The following is a 15489-nucleotide window of genomic DNA, read 5'->3' as shown; positions in this document are numbered from 1 at the left end:
TTCAATGATGCGAACGGAGAACGGCAGATGTTGGAACCTCGGGACGAATGGATCAAGAAGCGCGCATACGCCATATGGGAAGAGGAAGGTCATCCTTCGGGACGTGACGTCGAGCATTGGGCTCGGGCGAGCAGCGAGCGCATTGAGCTTGAAGAAACCACAGCAAACGGCAGCACGATCGACGTCAAGCCGAAGGCCAAGCGCAAGACGCCGGCTGCCGCAGCCGCCGTCACCGAGGAGAAGGTAGCCAAACCAGCGAAGAAATCGTCGAAGAAGGCTACTGCCGCAAAGGCCTAGGCCTGTCAGCTTTAGGGGTGTGGCGGAGATGAGAGCGGCTCGATGGCAACATCGGGCCGTCTCTCTTTCAGAAGACGGCTGCGGGCGAAATATTCGCAATCATTTCGGTGATTTGGCTCCATTCCGCGAAATAGTTGTCACACATCGCTGCTACAGGTTGCGAAGGGAGTCCGGCAATGTGTGGAAGCTATATCGATGATCTGGAAATGACTGTTATGACGATCGTCGCAGCGTGGTGTTTTTTGTGTCCTGCCGGCAGCTTGGAGACGATGAGATGACATCTCTCCTTGTGCTCGCCGCGATCTATCTTCTCACGGCTTTGGTCCTCATTTTGATCATCGATCGCTCGGTCGGCGTCTTCTTTCCGGCGTCGGCCAAGCAACATGTCCCGGCCCCGCATGATCGGCGCTTTCGGATGTTCTCTGCGCATCGCAATTCGCCCGGCCAAATTTCGGAACCTTTTCCCTGACGACGGATTGGTCTTTCATCCTGAGCCAAGGAGAAAGATCATGCCCCGAGGAGATAAATCCGCCTATACCGACAAGCAGAAGCGCAAGGCTGAACATATCGAAGAAAGTTATGAGGGCCGCGGCGTCTCCCATGAGGAGGCGGAACGGCGTGCATGGGCGACGGTGAACAGGGAAAGTGGCGGCGGCAAGAAGTCGGGTTCGGGCCGCGGGCATCCCGAAAATCATGAATCGTCCGAAAGGGGCGGCAGGATCGGTGGCCATGCTGCGGCAAGCCGGCCGGCCGGCGAGCGATCCGCCTCTGCAAAGAAGGCGGCCGCGACGCGCAAGCGCCACGAGCAAAGCCCGAATTCCTAATCACGGACGGGAAGGGCGCCCTCAGCGCGATCCTTTCCTTCGGGCAGACGGTGACGAAGCCATGCAGTCTCCTTGCACGAGTATCGTCCCTCGTCGTCGATTGCCCCTTATCTTCCGCCATGCCGACGCTAGATTGTAAGCTTGGAACGAGCCGATGGTCGGCTCGGCCGGAAACGTCGTTTGGCATTGAACGTGATGCGACGGTGCAGCGCCGGGTGTTGCGATAGCCGCCGCCAGCCGTCTTCAATTCGTGGGAGCGAAAACCAGTGGCCTATGAACTCTATTATTGGGACGGCATCCAGGGGCGTGGTGAATTCGTGCGGCTCGCGCTGGAAGAAGCTGGTGCCGACTATGTGGATATTTGTCGCGGCCCGACAAGCAAGGGGCAGGGAATGCCAGCGATGTTTGCCATCATGGATGGCAAGGCCGAGCCCGACATCCCGTTTGCCCCACCGTTCTTGAAGGACGGCGATCTGATTATCCCGCATGTCGCGAACATACTGATGTATCTTGGGCCGAAGCTTGGCCTGGCGCCCGCTGATGAGGGCCAGCGTCACGTCTTGAACGGCCTGCAACTGACGATCACCGATCTTGTCGCCGAGGTGCACGACACACACCATCCCATCGCCACATCGAAATATTACGAGGACCAGAAGCCTGAAGCCAAGGCGCGCGCCGCGGAATTCATCGAAAACCGCATCCCGAAATTTCTCGGCTATTTCGAGCGGGTGCTGCAGCAGAACACGCACGGACCGACCCACATCTTCGGCGGTGAATTGACCTATGTCGATCTCTCGCTGTTTCAGGTCTATGAGGGGCTGCGCTATGCTTTCCCCCGCGCGACGAAGCATCTGGATCGGCGATATCAGCATCTGACAGCACTGCACGCTGATGTCATGAAACGGCCCAACATTGCTCGCTATCTTCACTCCGACCGCCGCATTCCCTTCAATGAGAACGGCATTTTCCGGCATTATCCGGAGCTCGATAAAGACATGGCGTAAGCGATGCTCCTCTATCAATTCATTCCTGCCTGCTGGATCGTCTGGCTGCTGATCTGGCTGTTTGCCTCGTTCAGCGTCAAGAGGAGCGTGCGGCAGGAGGACCCGCTATCTAGGCTCGGCAATACCGTGCCGATCTGGATCGGTGCCTTTCTTCTGGCGGTCAACCGGATCTGGCTGGGTCCGCTGCAGTATCGCATCATCCCGCAAGACCCGGCAACCTACGCGATCGGTGCTGCCCTGACCTTCATAGGTCTCCTTTTCGCCGTCTGGGCCCGCTATCATATCGGGCGCAACTGGAGCGGGGTGATTACACTGAAGGAAGATCACACGCTCATCCGTTCCGGCCCCTATGCGCTTGTGAGGCACCCGATCTATTCCGGTCTGATGCTCGCCATCATCGGCTCGGCAATTGCGCGCGGCGATATCGCCGCCGTGTTTGCGGTTGCCGCCATGCTCTATGCGGTGCTCCGCCGCGTATCGATCGAGGAGCGCTGGATGAGCGAGACCTTCGGCCCGGCCTATGCCGACTACAAGGCCAGCACGCCGGCGCTGATTCCGTTTCTGGTATGAGGTCAGACCTTGAGTGGCGCTGCCGCCGTGAAAAAATCGGCCCAGGGATCGTTGCTCGATTGGCCGAGGCGTGAGGCCGCGTTGCTGACGGTAAAGGAAGCCGGCCCGATCTTGCCGTCCAATTCCTCCCAAGTGACCGGCATAGAAACCGCTGCGCCCTTTCTTGCCCGCGCCGAATAGGGCGCCACTGCCGTATTGCCGCGGCCGTTGCGTAGATAATCGATGAAGATGTGGCCAGTGCGCTTTGCCTTGCTTGCAATCGATAAATATGCCTCCGGACTATCCGCGCTCATGGTATGGGCGATCGCTTCGGCGGCGCCCTTGATATCAGGCCAGGTCGCCTGCGACTTGACGGATGCGACAACATGCAGCCCCTTGCCGCCGGAGGTTTTGACGAAGGATGTTAGCCCCAGAGCCGAGAAACGCTCTTTGATTTCCTTCGCCGCATTCACGACCTTGCTCCAGGCGACGTCCTCGCCGGGGTCCAGGTCCATGATGATCATGTCTGGCCTCTCCCAATGGTCCGTCGTCGTGCCCCAGGGATGAATTTCCAGCGCAGCCGACTGGACGAGGGCGGCGAGACCGTCGAAATCGGTGATCTTCAGGAGCTTCGTGGCGTCCTTGTCCTCGGGATCGGCGATTTCCTCGATATGCGGGTTGATCCCCTTCCAGGCATGCTTCTGGAAAAAACGTGGCCCTTGAATGCCATCGGGACAGCGCAGCAGAGCCAGCGGACGATTGGCGATGAAAGGCATCATGCGCTGCCAAGCCAGGGCGTAATAGTCGAGAAGATCCTGCTTGCTGACCCCGTCATCGGGCCAATAGATCCGCTCCGGATGCGTCAATTCCACCGAGGTCTTGCTGCCGTCCTGAATGGGCGTCCTTGCCATCCGCATCCGCTCCATCTTCTGCAACGTGAAGGCCGTCGCGCCTGGCCAGACTAGCATCGCCCGGCGCGCAAAGCGACCAATAGCCGGTTTCACGGCATGAGCTGACCGCCATTGACCTCGATGATCTGACCGGTGACGTAGCCGGATAGCGTCGGAGAGGCGAGGAAGAGGTAGGCGCCGACGCAATCCTCGGACGTGCCGACAAAACCCATGGGGATCGTCTTGCGCTGCAATTCCATCTGCTCGTCGTTGGTATAGCGCTCGTGGAACGGCGTTGCGATGACGCCGGGCGCGACGGCATTGACGCGGATCTTGTCGTTGACGAACTCCTTGGCGTGACCGTGCGTAATGGTCGAGACGAAGCCCTTCGACGCCGCGTAGAGAATGGCGCCGTTGCCGCCGCCATTGCGCGCGGCGATGGAAGTCGTATTGATGACGAAGCCGCCCTGCTGCTTGAGGTAAGGATGGGCGGCGCGGGTCGCCGCAAGCACGGAGCGGGCATTGAGGTTCATCACCCGCTCATAATGCGCATCGGTCATCTCGGCGGTCGGAAGTCGCCCCAGCATGCCGCCGGCATTGTTGACGAGACCATCGAGGCCACCAAGCGCTTCCGCTGCATCCTTGACGACGCGTTCGGTCTCGCCGTCCTGCGAGACATCGCCCTGGATGAGATGCACTGTTCCACCGCCAGCCTTGATTTCGGCGGCCAGCTTTTCAGCCGGATCGCGGCTCGCATTGAAGTGTAGACCGATCTTCATGCCCTGCGCGGCAAAGGCGCGCGCGACCGCAGCGCCGATGCCGGTCGAAGCGCCCGTGATCAACACCCGTTTGCCGGCAAGATCTGGAATGCGAATGGACGCAAGCAATTGCGCGAGTTCTGCCATGACAACTCCTCCTGAACGTCAATCAATCATATGACGAAACATGTCATGTCTTATCAGGGGCGAGGGCGGAAATGCAATCGTGGCGGGGTTTGCGAAAGCAGGCGACGCTCCCTGCCGACCGGCTAAAGCAGAGGAAGTGAGGCTTGGTGCGAGAGGAGTTCACTGAGATTGCTCTTGCAACCTATTGAATTTGCGCCTCTTTATTGGAGAGCTAACGTTCTTGCTTCAGTTGAGCTGGATTTGAATAGTCAGAATCAGCCAGCTGAATACGTGAAACGATCTGGCGTGCCGATGCCGCGCCAGATAATGAGGACGCAGAGGAGCTGGGTGCTTGCGCCTTGTACGATGGGGCGATGGCGGCTGCGGCTTTCGGCAATAGGGAGAAATCGAAGATATCATGAGCAAGAAAAAGCTGATCCGTTTTGACGTCGCCGACAATCAGGCCGGCGGCCAGCGGCGTCCCTTCGCCAAAGCAGTTCGGGCAGGGGATTTCATTTACGTCTCGGGCCAGGTCCCGACCGTCAACGGTGAAATCGTTACCGGCAATATCGTCAAACAGACCGAGCAGGTCATCGCCAACATCAAGGATGTGCTTGCCCTTGCCGATTGCACGCTCGAGCATGTGGTGAAGGTCAATGTTTGGCTGGATGATGCGCGAGATTTCTCGAGCTTCAATGCCGTATTCGAGAAGCATTTCATCGATCATCCGCCGGCGCGCTCGACCGTTCAGTCGCCGATGATGGTCGACGTAAAGGTCGAGATGGACGTCATCGCCTACAAGCCGCTCGACTGAGTGCAAGCGGCTTTGCCGTTCGGATTGCGATGAGGGTGGCCTCATCGCAATCCGAACTATCAGCCGTTTTCCCCGGGCGTAGACGCCGAGCGAATGGCTGATCTCTGGGACATCTACCGGTACATTTGATTGTCACGCCTTCAACGCCGGAGGGCCGGCATCGGAGATGCATGTCTCGTTCTTTCCAGCAGCCGTTTTTGTTGCGCCTCCGCGCGATGCGTCGCTCCTTGTTCCCCGCCTTTGAGCCGGGAGAGGCGAGCAGCCCGCGATTTTCACCATCGATCCCGAACGGCAATCGATCGTTGCCGCGCTCTGAGTCATTCCCGCGAGCATCGAAATGAGTGCCTGTTGATTTCCAATCAGCGATTGACGATTCCCAAAACTCACGATTAAATCAATTTGATTGACTACTCAAAACAGCGAGAGGGAGCTGCAAATGGGAATGAGGAAAAGGTCATTGCGCAATCTATTTCAACGGACATCATTGGCAGCGGCGCTTGGCGCTTCGCTGGCATTCGGTGCGGGCGCTGCTTCCGCGGCCGAATCCGTGCTGACGATGCACATCGAAGAGCAGACCAGCTGGGTCAGCAACTTCAACCCCTTCGATCTCGCCGGTCGCCGCCAGAGCACGATGGATTTCATTTACGAGCCGCTGGTCATCTTCAACGCGAATGATGGCGGCAAGCCGGTCTGGCGCCTGGCGACGAGCTACAAGTTCTCCGATGATCTGATGTCGATCACCTATGAGCTGCGTCCCGGCGTGAAATGGTCGGACGGTCAGCCACTGACCTCGGCCGACGTGAAATACACGATCGACCTGATGCTCAAGAATCCGGCCGTCGATACCGTCGGTGTTGGCCAGACGGTCGCCTCCGTCGAAGCGCCGTCGCCGACGGAGGTGAAGATCAACCTCAAGACCGTAAATTCCGAATTCCCGGAATCGCTCGCCGATCTCGCCGTCGTGCCCGAGCATGTCTGGAAGGACGTTGCCGATCCGGTCGCTTTCAAGAACGAAAAGCCCATCGGCTCTGGCCCGATGACGGAAGTTCGCCGCTTCACGCCGCAGGTTTACGAGCAGTGCCGCAATCCGAACTATTGGGATGCCGCGTCGCTTCATGTCGATTGCCTGCGCCTGCCGCAGATCTCGGGCAACGACCAGATGCTGGCGCTGCTGCCGGAAGGCACGGTCGACTGGATCGGCTCGTTCCTGCCGCAGATCGACAAGACCTTCGTCGCGCTCGATCCGCAACATAACGGCTACTGGCAGCCGCCGGCAGAAACCGTCGCCTTCCAGATGAACTTCAAGTCGACGAATGCCGGTAACCTCGAGGCTTTCAAGGATCTCAATTTCCGCCACGCCTTCAGTATGGCGATGGATCGCAAGTCGATGGTCGATATTGCCGGCTTCGGTTATCCCGTTGTCAACCTGCATGCCAGCGGCCTGCCGCCACGCTTCGACAGCTGGCGCAACAAGGCTGCCGAAGGCGACAAGGATGCCTTCATGGGCTTCGACACCGACAAGGCAAACAAGATCCTCGATGATGCCGGCTACAAGAAGGGTGCCGATGGCTTCCGCACCACGCCGAGCGGCAAGCCGATCACCTTTGCGGTCATTGTGCCAAATGGCTGGACCGACTGGATCGATGCCGTCCAGATCGCCGTCGAAGGCCTGCGCGCGGCGGGCATCAATGCCTCAGTTGCCACGCCTGAATACGAGCAGTGGCGCAAGCAGCTTCTCGATGGCAGCTTCGATGTCGTCATGAACTCGCGCGCCGATAGCGCCACGCCGTTCCAGGGCTATTATCAGAGCCTGTCGACCAACTATGCCGGCAAGCTCACGGTTTCTGCGCCGCGTTACTCCAACCCGAAGCTTGATGCGCTCTTCGATCAGTATCTGAAATCGTCTTCCGATGACGATCACAAGAAGATCTTCAACGACATTCAGGTGCTGATTGCCGATGATTTCCCGGTCGTTCCCGTCTTCAACGGTCCTACCTGGTATCAGTATTCCAGCAAGCGTTTCACCGGTTGGGTCACGGATAAGGACCCGGTCATGAACCCGGAAAACCACGACAACAACCGCATGCGTCTCATGCATCTGCTGCGTCTGAAGCCGGTCCAATAAGACCACAGCGAAGGAAGCATACATGCGTGTTTCAAGCCGGCGCCTTGGCGTCTATGCGGTGGCTTTGGCCTTCGCGATCGTCGTGAACTTCATTCTTCCCCGGCTTATGCCGGGGAGCCCCGTCGATGCCATGGTTGCCCAGCTCGGGCCGCGGGCCACGCCCGCGGCAGTCGAGGCGATCAAGGCCCGCTTCGGCGAGATCGATCAGCCGATCATGATGCAGTTTTTCGACTACCTTAAAGGCCTTGCCACCTTCGATCTTGGCGTTTCGGTCAAATACTATCCGCAGACGGTGGTCCAGGTGTTGAGCCGGGCCACGCTGTGGACCATCTTCCTGGTGGTAACCGCGATCATCTTTTCGCTGTGCGTCGGCGTCATCCTCGGCGCGATTGCGGCCTGGAGGCGCGGCGGGCGGTTCGATACGGTCGTATCGCCCTTCGCCGTCATCCTGTTCTCGATACCGCCCGTCATCGTGGCACTTACGACCCTGTTCGTCTTTGCCGTGTCGCTGCGCTGGTTCCCCGTCGGATATGCCTATGATCCCAATCTCGATCCGGGCTTTAATTTCACCTTCTTTGGCAGCGTCTTCATGCATGCCATCCTGCCGGTCCTGACGCTGTCGCCATTCCTTATCGGCGAGTTCCAGACGACCATGCGTTCGGCCATGATCGTCGTGCTCGGCGAGGACTATGTGACGATGGGCCGTGCCAAGGGGTTGAGTAATCTCGCCGTCATGTTCGGCTATGGCGCTCGCAACGCCCTCTTGCCTGTCCTCACCAATCTCGCGCTGATACTCGGCGCCGTGTTCGGCGGCTCGATCGTCACCGAGATCGTCTTCAATTATCCCGGCCTTGGCCTGACGCTGTTTACCGCCAGCGTGGCGCGCGACTATCCGGTCATCCAGGGGCAATTGCTGCTGATGACGCTTGCGACGCTCGGCGCCAATTTCCTCGTCGACATCCTCTATGGCCTTGTCGACCCACGATTGAGGGAGGGCGGCCGATGAGCTTCTCCTTCCGAACCATTTTCAGCCAGAAGAAAGCGCTTGTCGGTTTCATCATCGTTGCCGCCCTATGCCTGACGGCGATCTTCGCGCCGATCATCGCACCCGGCGAACCCGGCGCCCGCGTCGGCCGGTCGCATCAGCCGCCATCCGTCGAACATGTTTTCGGCACGACGAAGATGGGCCGCGACGTCTATAAGCAATTCGTCTGGGGCGCGAGAAGCTCGCTGTCCGTCGGCTTCGCCACGGGCATCGCGATTACCGTGCTCGGCACAGCGATCGGTCTCATCGCCGGTTATACCGGCGGTAAGACGGACGCAGCACTCGATCTCGCTACCAATGCCGTGCTGGTCATCCCCAACATGCCGCTCCTTATCCTGCTCGCTTCCTTCGCGGGGACGGTCGGGCCGATGACGATCATGATCATCATCGCATTGACGTCCTGGCCGTGGGGCGCGCGCATGACGCGGTCGCAGACGATGGCGCTGCGCAATCGTGAATTCGTCACCGCTGCCAAGATGATCGGCGAGCCGGCTTGGCGCATCATTTTCGTCGAAATCCTGCCGAACCTGACGCCGCTCATCGGGATCAATTTGGTCGGCAGCATCATCTACGCGATTGTTGCCCAGACCACGCTTGAATATCTCGGCTTCGGCGATCCGCTGAAGGTCACTTGGGGCACCATGCTCTACAACGCCCAGAATGCCTCGGCGATCATGGTCGGCGCCTGGTGGGATATCGGCGTGCCGGCCATCGGTATCGCGTTGACGGGGCTGGGTCTCGCGCTGATCAACTTCACCTTCGACGAAATCGCCAATCCGCAATTGCGTTCCGGTCCGGCCTTGACCCGCTGGTTCCGCCTGACGCGTGCCCGCAATCGCATGATGAGGTCAGGCCAATGAGCGATAATCTGCTTGAGATCGAACATCTCGACATCGACTATCTGGTCGACAAGGGTGATTTCCGTGCCGTGAAGGACGTGTCCTTCAATATCGGCCGCGGCGAGATCTTTGGTCTTGCCGGTGAATCCGGCTGCGGCAAGAGTACGATCGCCTATGCGATCACGCGGCTCTCGAAGGCGCCGGCCTGGATCAGCGGCGGAAGCATCCGGCTCGACGGGCAGGATCTGCTCAAGATGCCGGAGCGCGATCTGCAGAGGATTCGCTGGAAGCGCATCGGCATGGTATTCCAGAGCGCCATGAATTCGCTCAATCCGCTGATGCGGGTGGAAGCGCAGTTCCACGATGTGCTACATCGTCATACCGGATGCTCGCGGCAGGAGTCTCGGGCTCGCGCCGAAGAAATGTTCAAGCTGGTGGGCATCGCCCCGGATCGCGTCAGCGATTATCCGCACCAGTTTTCCGGCGGCATGCGCCAGCGTATCGTCATCGCCATCTGCCTGGCGCTACGTCCCGAACTCATCATCATGGACGAACCGACGACGGCTCTGGATGTCGTCGTACAGCGCGAGATATTGGAACAGGTTCTCGATCTGCAGCAGACCTATGGTTTCTCGGTGCTCTTCATCACTCACGACCTGCATCTGATGGCGCAGCTTTGCCACCGTATCGGCGTCATGCTGAAAGGAGAACTGGTCGAGGTCGGCGATGTCACGCAGGTCAGCCAGTCGCCCGCCCATGAATACACGCGCAAGCTCTGGAATGCGATCCCGCAGCTTCCAGCCAGCGTTCACCCTTCCGGAGTTTTCGCATGAAACCGCAGATACAGGCCGTAACTGCAGAACCCGTCATCCGGCTCGATGATATCCAGCGCCATTTCGGCTCGGTGCACGCGCTGAAGAGCGTTTCTTTCTCGCTATTTGCGGGGAAGGCGCTGGCATTGGTCGGTGAATCCGGCTGCGGCAAGACCACCTGTGCCCGCATCATCGCCCGGCTCGACAAGCCAACCGCGGGGAGACTCCTCTTCCGCGGACAGGACCTTACCGCACGCGGGTCGGGCAAGGACGAGCGGATGTACCGGAAGGACGTCCAGATGGTCTTCCAGGACCCGTTCTCGTCGCTCAATCCCGCATTCACGATTAATCATCACATCGCAAGGCCGCTGCAGTTGCATGGCGAAGACAAGCCGAAGGTCGAGCGGGACGAGGATATAGCGAAGCTGCTCGAAAGCGTCGGTCTCGATGCGTCCGTGACGCGCCAAAAGTTCCCGCACGAACTGTCTGGCGGCCAACGCCAGCGCGTCAATATCGCCCGCGCTCTGGCCGTTGCGCCGAGCGTCTTGGTGGCAGACGAGCCGACTTCGATGCTCGACGTGTCGATCCGTAAGGACATTCTCGATCTGCTGGCCCGAGTGAAGCGGGAAAACGATCTCGCCATGCTCTACATCACCCATGATATCGCAACGGCGGCGCATGTCGCCGAAGAGATCGTGGTTATGTTTGCCGGGCAGATGGTCGAGTGGGGCGAGAGCAATGCCGTGCTCGCTAACCCGAAGCATCCCTATACGCAGCTTCTGCTTTCAGCGGTGCCGGATGGTGGCCGCAGGTTCGTAACTGGCGGTAGCGCTCGCTTCCTGGAGCAGGCGGAGAAGATCCGTGCGCTCAGCCGGCCGATCTCGACCGAGGTCGAACAGATCGGTCCCAATCATTTCATGCGTGCGCTCGTCGCATCGAATTAGAAGGATTTTTGCCTTGGATTACCTGGTCAATTTATCGACCTTGCCGGTCGACACGCAATCGGCTGAGCGCATGGCGAAGGCTGGCGTCACCATCCGGCGCGCGCTGCCGCCGGAGCTGAGGCTCATCACCGGCTGGGTGGCCGAACATTTCAGCCAGGGCTGGGCGAGCGAGACGACGGTAGCGATGACGCGACAGCCGCCGACATGCTTCGTCGCCACGCGTAATCAGGAGCTTGTCGGCTTTGCCTGCCACGAGGCGACGGCGCGCGGCTTCTTCGGCCCAACCGGCGTCGACGAAAGCGTTCGTGGCCTCGGCATCGGCCGCGCGCTGCTCTTCGCCTGCCTCAACGACCAGAAGGCCATGGGCTACGCCTATACCGTCATCGGCGATGTCGGCCCATCGGAATTCTACGAGAAAACGGTCGGTGCGATACAGATTCCCAATTCAGAACCCGGCATTTATGCCGGCATGCTCAAGCTTTGAACGAACCTTGCAAGAAGAGAGAATGCTCATGTCCACACCGCGATCCCTGGCTCTGCGGCTTGAAACAACTTGGAACCCGCCGACCGACGACAAGGAGTTTTCCTATGTCCTGCGGCTGAAGAACCTGTCCTCGGAGCCGCTTTCGGGCTTCGCGCTCTGCGTCAGCGGTCCTGGCCGCGTCGACCCAGCCGGCGTCGTCGAAGGTGCGACTGTGACGAAACGGCTTTCCAATTTTACAGAGTTCCAGCCGCCCGAGGGCTTCGTGCTGGGAGCCGGCGATACATGGACCATCACGGTCCATGCCCTCAGCTGGCCGTTCCGTCACTGGACCGATGGCGCCACCAGCGCCTATCTCGCGCTGCCGGATGGAACTGCCGTATCGCTTGCCGCCGAGCCGACGCGGACGTCATCGAGCAATGCGCCGTTGAAGCGTGGCGCCGAAATCTATCCCGTTCCGGCCAATCCGCCAGTTCCGCTGTCGATCATTCCCTGGCCGAACCGCGTTGCCGTTTCCTCTCGCCGTCCGCTGCCGGCAGGCTTTGCGCTCGAAGCCGATACACCGGCAGCACAGGCAGCCGCCGCAAGCTTCACGACCCTTGTCGAGCATCTCTTCTCGGCTGAAGGTCTTGTCCGTCCGGAAGCCGAAGGGGCGACAACGGTCGTTCTGCGCCAGATGGAAGGTCTTGGTCCCGAGGCCTACAGGTTGGAGTTTTCACCCGAGATCGTCACTGTCGAGGCAAGTGCTGAGACCGGTTTCGTCTATGGCCTCGTGACCATCGGCCAGATCTGGCGCGGTGCGCGTCTGCATCCGCAAGCCTTCCATTTCCCGGCGGCTGGCGAGATTGTCGACGAACCATCCATGAGCTGGCGTGGCCTGCATCTTGATGTCTCTCGCCAGTTCTACGCCACGGCCGAAATCAAGAAGTTGATGGCGGTACTTGCCTGGAACAAGCTGAACCGCTTCCATTGGCACCTGTCGGACGACGAATCCTGGCGTGTCGAGATCGACGCCTATCCGGCACTGACGGAGATCGGCGCATGGCGCGGCCACGGCCTGCCGCTGCCGCCGCTTCTCGGCTCCAGTCCGGCCCGCACAGGCGGCTATTACACCAAGGCGGCCGTGCGCGAGATCGTCAGCTACGCCAGGGGCTTCGGCATCGAGATCCTGCCAGAGATCGATATGCCCGGCCATTGCTATGCGATGCAGCAGGCGATCCCGGAACTTCGCGATCCAAGCGAAGTCGGCAGCTACTATTCGGTTCAGGGCTTTCCGGACAATTGCATCAATCCGGCGCGCGAGAAGACCTATGAGGTCATCGAGACAATCCTGTCCGAACTGATTGAACTCTTTCCGTTCAAGACTATCCATATCGGTGCCGACGAGGTGCCGCTCGGCGCGTGGTCTGGGTCGCCGGAAGCCTTGGCCCATCTGCGTGAGCTGGCCGGCGACGAGATTGCGGACGCGCATGCCAAACGCCTGAATGTCGTCACGAATACGCATGGAGCCGACGATATTCACGGTTCGGGCGCGGCTGTCCTTCAGGCCGAATTTCTGGAGCGCATCCAGGCATTTCTCGCCTCGAAGGGCTGCGTCACCGGCGGCTGGGAAGAGGCGGCGCATGGCGACAGGATCGACAAGGACAAGAGTTACCTCTGCAGCTGGCGCAATGTCGAGGTCGCAGCCGAGCTTGCCGGACGCGGATATGAGATCGTCGTCTGCCCGGGCCAGGTCTACTATCTCGACATGGCAATGCGCCCCGACTGGGACGAGCCGGGTGGCAGCTGGGCAGGCTATTCCGATGCGGAGAAGATCTACACCTTCGATCCGGTCGGCGGCTGGACCGATGTGCAGAAGGAAAAGCTGCGCGGCATCCAGGCCTGCATCTGGTCGGAACCGATGACCGACCGCGCCGTATTCGACCGGCTCGTCTTCCCGCGCCTTTCGGCACTGGCAGAAACCGGCTGGACCAAGCCCTCGGCAAAATCCTGGGAGCGCTTCAAGGCGCTCGCCGGCACCATGCCGCTGCTCTACGGCCTGCATCAATTTTGACAGCTTGATGCATGGCCCTCAGGCGCGATCCATGCGGGTCGCGCCTGAGCGAGATTGGGGGGATGCAGGTCGAGCCGCTTACCTAGCCCATGACCGCGCGATGCGTCAGCGGCTTCTGCAGGACATCGAATTGCGGGTTGGTCTCCGAAAAGATCGGCAGGGCCGCCGCGCCGAGAATGGCAGTATCCTTGCCGGTCGCCCCGATCATTAAGCGGGGAATGGTGCGCTTTTCCATCGGATTTACCGGTATGTGCAGCGGCTCTACGCGCTCGGCCAGCCCGATCATCAGGGATGTGGGTGCGCTGCCGCCAAGCACGATCGTCTGTGGATCGAAGGCCAGTTCGAGGAAATCGATCGTCTGCCGTAGCGGCTGCACCGCCTGTTCCAGCCAGACCTGCAGGCCGTGGCTGTTGGCTGAGATCATCGCATCCAGTTCGTCCGGGTTCAATTCCTGCGCGTCTTCGATGCCGAGACATTCATAGGCAACGGATGGAGAGACATAGCGGTCGAGGCAACCGCGCTTGCCGCAGGTACAGAGCCTGCCATGCGGCTCGACGATGATGTGGCCGATTTCACCGGCATTGGCGCGGCTACCTTTATAGAGATGGCCGTCCAGGAACATGCCGGCGCCAATGCCGCCGTCTCCCGCCAGAAAGAGATAGACAAAGCTGCCAAGGCCGCGCGCCACGCCATAGAGGCGCTCGCCGATGGCGGCGGCGGTGGCATCGTTTTCGACGAGTACGGGCAGGTCGATGAGCCGTTCGAGCTCGCTTGCAACCGGGAAATCCTGCCAGCCCGGCAGGTTCAGCGGGCTCAGCGACGTCACGCCGCCATCGGCATAGCGCCCAGGCAGGGCGATGCCGACACCGAGCAGGCGGTCGCGATCGAAGGTGAAGGCCTGCTGCAGATCTCCGACGACCTCGGCAAAGACGGGCATGGCCTCTATCGGTCCCGGCCTGTCGACATGGCGTTCGATGCGGGCGCAGACCGTGCCGGACAGATCGGTAAGCACGCCCGCCGCGCGCTGGCGACCGAGTTCGAGGCCGATGGAGTAGGCACCGGTCGGATTGATCATGTAGGGGGTTATCGGCTGACCGCGGGCAATTTTTTGCGCTGCCATCGGGATCAGGAGGTGCGAGCGCGCCAGTTCTTCGACGATATTGGAAACCGTCTGCGTGGTCAGCGCCGTCATGCGGGCAATGGCCGCGCGCGACATCGGCCCGTTGGTGCGGATGGCTTCGATCACGACACGCCGGTTGTGCGATTTGGCCTGTTCGAGATTCGTGCCTGAAATAGTCTTCATGAGAGGATAGGGAAGGACTCGGTTGGTGTTGTTGCTCCTCGCGCTTTGTCATCGAGCGAGGTGAGGGTGGAAGCATGCCGTTGTTCCCCCTATGTGGGTAGTTTCCATCCTTTTGTCGATCGGTTCAAGGCGCGATCGACCGGGTTTACGTCGTTTGCTGGGTAATACGTGGAGCTTTTTCTTTTCTGTAGATGATCGGAGTAGATCTTTACTACGACAGGTATTCGACTAGAGTTTTCTGACCCCGGTCTTTTGCCGGGGATCGCGTGGAGGAATTCGATGATCAAATTGCTCGGAATTGCTATTGTTTCGACCTGCATTGCAGGCGGTGCGATGGCGGCAGATGCAACATGCAAGGCCCAGGCCGCCGACAAGAAGCTGGCGGGCGCCGCTTTGACCAGTTTTACCAAGAAATGTGAGAAGGATGCGGCGAGCGCCTGTGATACGCAGGCGGCGACAAAGAAGCTTGCCGGCGCTGCCAAGACGAGCTTCGTCAAGAAGTGCACCTCCGACGCCGTCGGCAGTTGATCGCCCGGTTTCGTTTTCTCTTGAGGCGCTCCGGCCGTCTGTGGCGGCCGGGCAGTAACGTGATCATCGTCGCCGGCGCTGATCGGAGGCGCAGCGA

17 protein-coding genes are annotated in these 15489 nt (G+C 60.0%); 14 read left to right on the top strand and 3 right to left on the bottom strand.

What is annotated here, in order from left to right; all coding sequences use genetic code 11:
* Positions 1-27 precede the first annotated feature (27 nt).
* The 5 genes from BJ928_RS13975 (at position 28) to BJ928_RS13955 (ending at position 2695) form a co-directional block, all read left to right on the top strand.
* Entirely contained in the window at positions 28-297 is a 270-nt protein-coding gene (locus BJ928_RS13975) for a DUF2934 domain-containing protein (RefSeq protein ID WP_047630467.1), read from the top strand.
* 274 nt (positions 298-571) lie between these two features.
* The gene (locus tag BJ928_RS13970) at positions 572-766 is read left to right on the top strand and encodes a hypothetical protein (protein ID WP_047629908.1); all 195 of its coding nucleotides are present in this window, start codon (positions 572-574) and stop codon (positions 764-766) included.
* Between the two features lie 40 nt (positions 767-806).
* The gene (locus BJ928_RS13965; protein WP_047629906.1) at positions 807-1121 is read left to right on the top strand and encodes a hypothetical protein; all 315 of its coding nucleotides are present in this window, start codon (positions 807-809) and stop codon (positions 1119-1121) included.
* A 266-nt stretch (positions 1122-1387) separates the two neighbouring features.
* A complete protein-coding gene (locus BJ928_RS13960; protein WP_047629904.1) occupies positions 1388-2125 on the top strand; it encodes a glutathione S-transferase in 738 nt (245 codons plus the stop codon).
* A gap of 3 nt (positions 2126-2128) precedes the next feature.
* Positions 2129-2695: an isoprenylcysteine carboxylmethyltransferase family protein gene (locus tag BJ928_RS13955; RefSeq protein ID WP_047629902.1), complete on the top strand. Its 567-nt coding sequence runs from the start codon at positions 2129-2131 to the stop codon at positions 2693-2695.
* A 2-nt stretch (positions 2696-2697) separates the two neighbouring features.
* On the opposite strand, the gene ligD is transcribed toward BJ928_RS13955, so the two are convergent.
* Positions 2698-3585: a non-homologous end-joining DNA ligase gene (gene ligD / locus BJ928_RS13950; protein ID WP_052227579.1), complete on the bottom strand. Its 888-nt coding sequence runs from the start codon at positions 3583-3585 to the stop codon at positions 2698-2700.
* An 89-nt stretch (positions 3586-3674) separates the two neighbouring features.
* On the bottom strand, positions 3675-4469 hold the full coding sequence (locus BJ928_RS13945) for an SDR family oxidoreductase (RefSeq protein WP_047629901.1): 795 nt from the start codon (positions 4467-4469) through the stop codon (positions 3675-3677).
* A 397-nt stretch (positions 4470-4866) separates the two neighbouring features.
* Between BJ928_RS13945 and BJ928_RS13940 the strand changes: the two genes are divergently transcribed.
* The 8 genes from BJ928_RS13940 (at position 4867) to BJ928_RS13905 (ending at position 13561) form a co-directional block, all read left to right on the top strand.
* On the top strand, positions 4867-5262 hold the full coding sequence (locus tag BJ928_RS13940) for a RidA family protein (protein ID WP_082011793.1): 396 nt from the start codon (positions 4867-4869) through the stop codon (positions 5260-5262).
* Between the two features lie 436 nt (positions 5263-5698).
* Complete coding sequence (locus BJ928_RS13935; protein WP_047629900.1) at positions 5699-7387, top strand: ABC transporter substrate-binding protein; 1689 nt, start codon at positions 5699-5701, stop codon at positions 7385-7387.
* Positions 7388-7409: 22 nt separating this feature from the next.
* Complete coding sequence (locus tag BJ928_RS13930; protein ID WP_047629898.1) at positions 7410-8393, top strand: ABC transporter permease; 984 nt, start codon at positions 7410-7412, stop codon at positions 8391-8393.
* Positions 8390-9292, top strand: a complete 903-nt coding sequence (locus BJ928_RS13925; RefSeq protein ID WP_047629896.1) for an ABC transporter permease — start codon at positions 8390-8392, stop codon at positions 9290-9292. The genes BJ928_RS13930 and BJ928_RS13925 overlap by 4 nt, the downstream gene beginning before the upstream one ends.
* A complete protein-coding gene (locus tag BJ928_RS13920) occupies positions 9289-10104 on the top strand; it encodes an ABC transporter ATP-binding protein (protein ID WP_047629892.1) in 816 nt (271 codons plus the stop codon). The genes BJ928_RS13925 and BJ928_RS13920 overlap by 4 nt, the downstream gene beginning before the upstream one ends.
* Complete coding sequence (locus BJ928_RS13915; protein WP_047629891.1) at positions 10101-11027, top strand: ABC transporter ATP-binding protein; 927 nt, start codon at positions 10101-10103, stop codon at positions 11025-11027. The genes BJ928_RS13920 and BJ928_RS13915 overlap by 4 nt, the downstream gene beginning before the upstream one ends.
* A gap of 13 nt (positions 11028-11040) precedes the next feature.
* A complete protein-coding gene (locus BJ928_RS13910) occupies positions 11041-11511 on the top strand; it encodes a GNAT family N-acetyltransferase (protein WP_047629889.1) in 471 nt (156 codons plus the stop codon).
* Between the two features lie 22 nt (positions 11512-11533).
* Positions 11534-13561: a beta-N-acetylhexosaminidase gene (locus BJ928_RS13905; RefSeq protein ID WP_183079407.1), complete on the top strand. Its 2028-nt coding sequence runs from the start codon at positions 11534-11536 to the stop codon at positions 13559-13561.
* Positions 13562-13643: 82 nt separating this feature from the next.
* On the opposite strand, the gene BJ928_RS13900 is transcribed toward BJ928_RS13905, so the two are convergent.
* Positions 13644-14864 (bottom strand): ROK family transcriptional regulator, encoded by a 1221-nt coding sequence (locus BJ928_RS13900; protein WP_047629886.1) that lies wholly within the window; start codon positions 14862-14864, stop codon positions 13644-13646.
* A gap of 279 nt (positions 14865-15143) precedes the next feature.
* Here BJ928_RS13900 and BJ928_RS13895 point away from each other — a divergent pair, with 279 nt between their 5' ends.
* A complete protein-coding gene (locus BJ928_RS13895) occupies positions 15144-15392 on the top strand; it encodes a hypothetical protein (RefSeq protein WP_047629883.1) in 249 nt (82 codons plus the stop codon).
* Positions 15393-15489 lie beyond the last annotated feature (97 nt).

The organism is Rhizobium sp. WW_1, from assembly GCF_003610155.1.
GTDB classification, from domain to species: Bacteria; Pseudomonadota; Alphaproteobacteria; order Rhizobiales; family Rhizobiaceae; genus Rhizobium; species Rhizobium tropici_A.
Note: the sequence above shows the minus strand (reverse complement) of the source record. Positions and strands in the feature narration are given on the sequence as shown.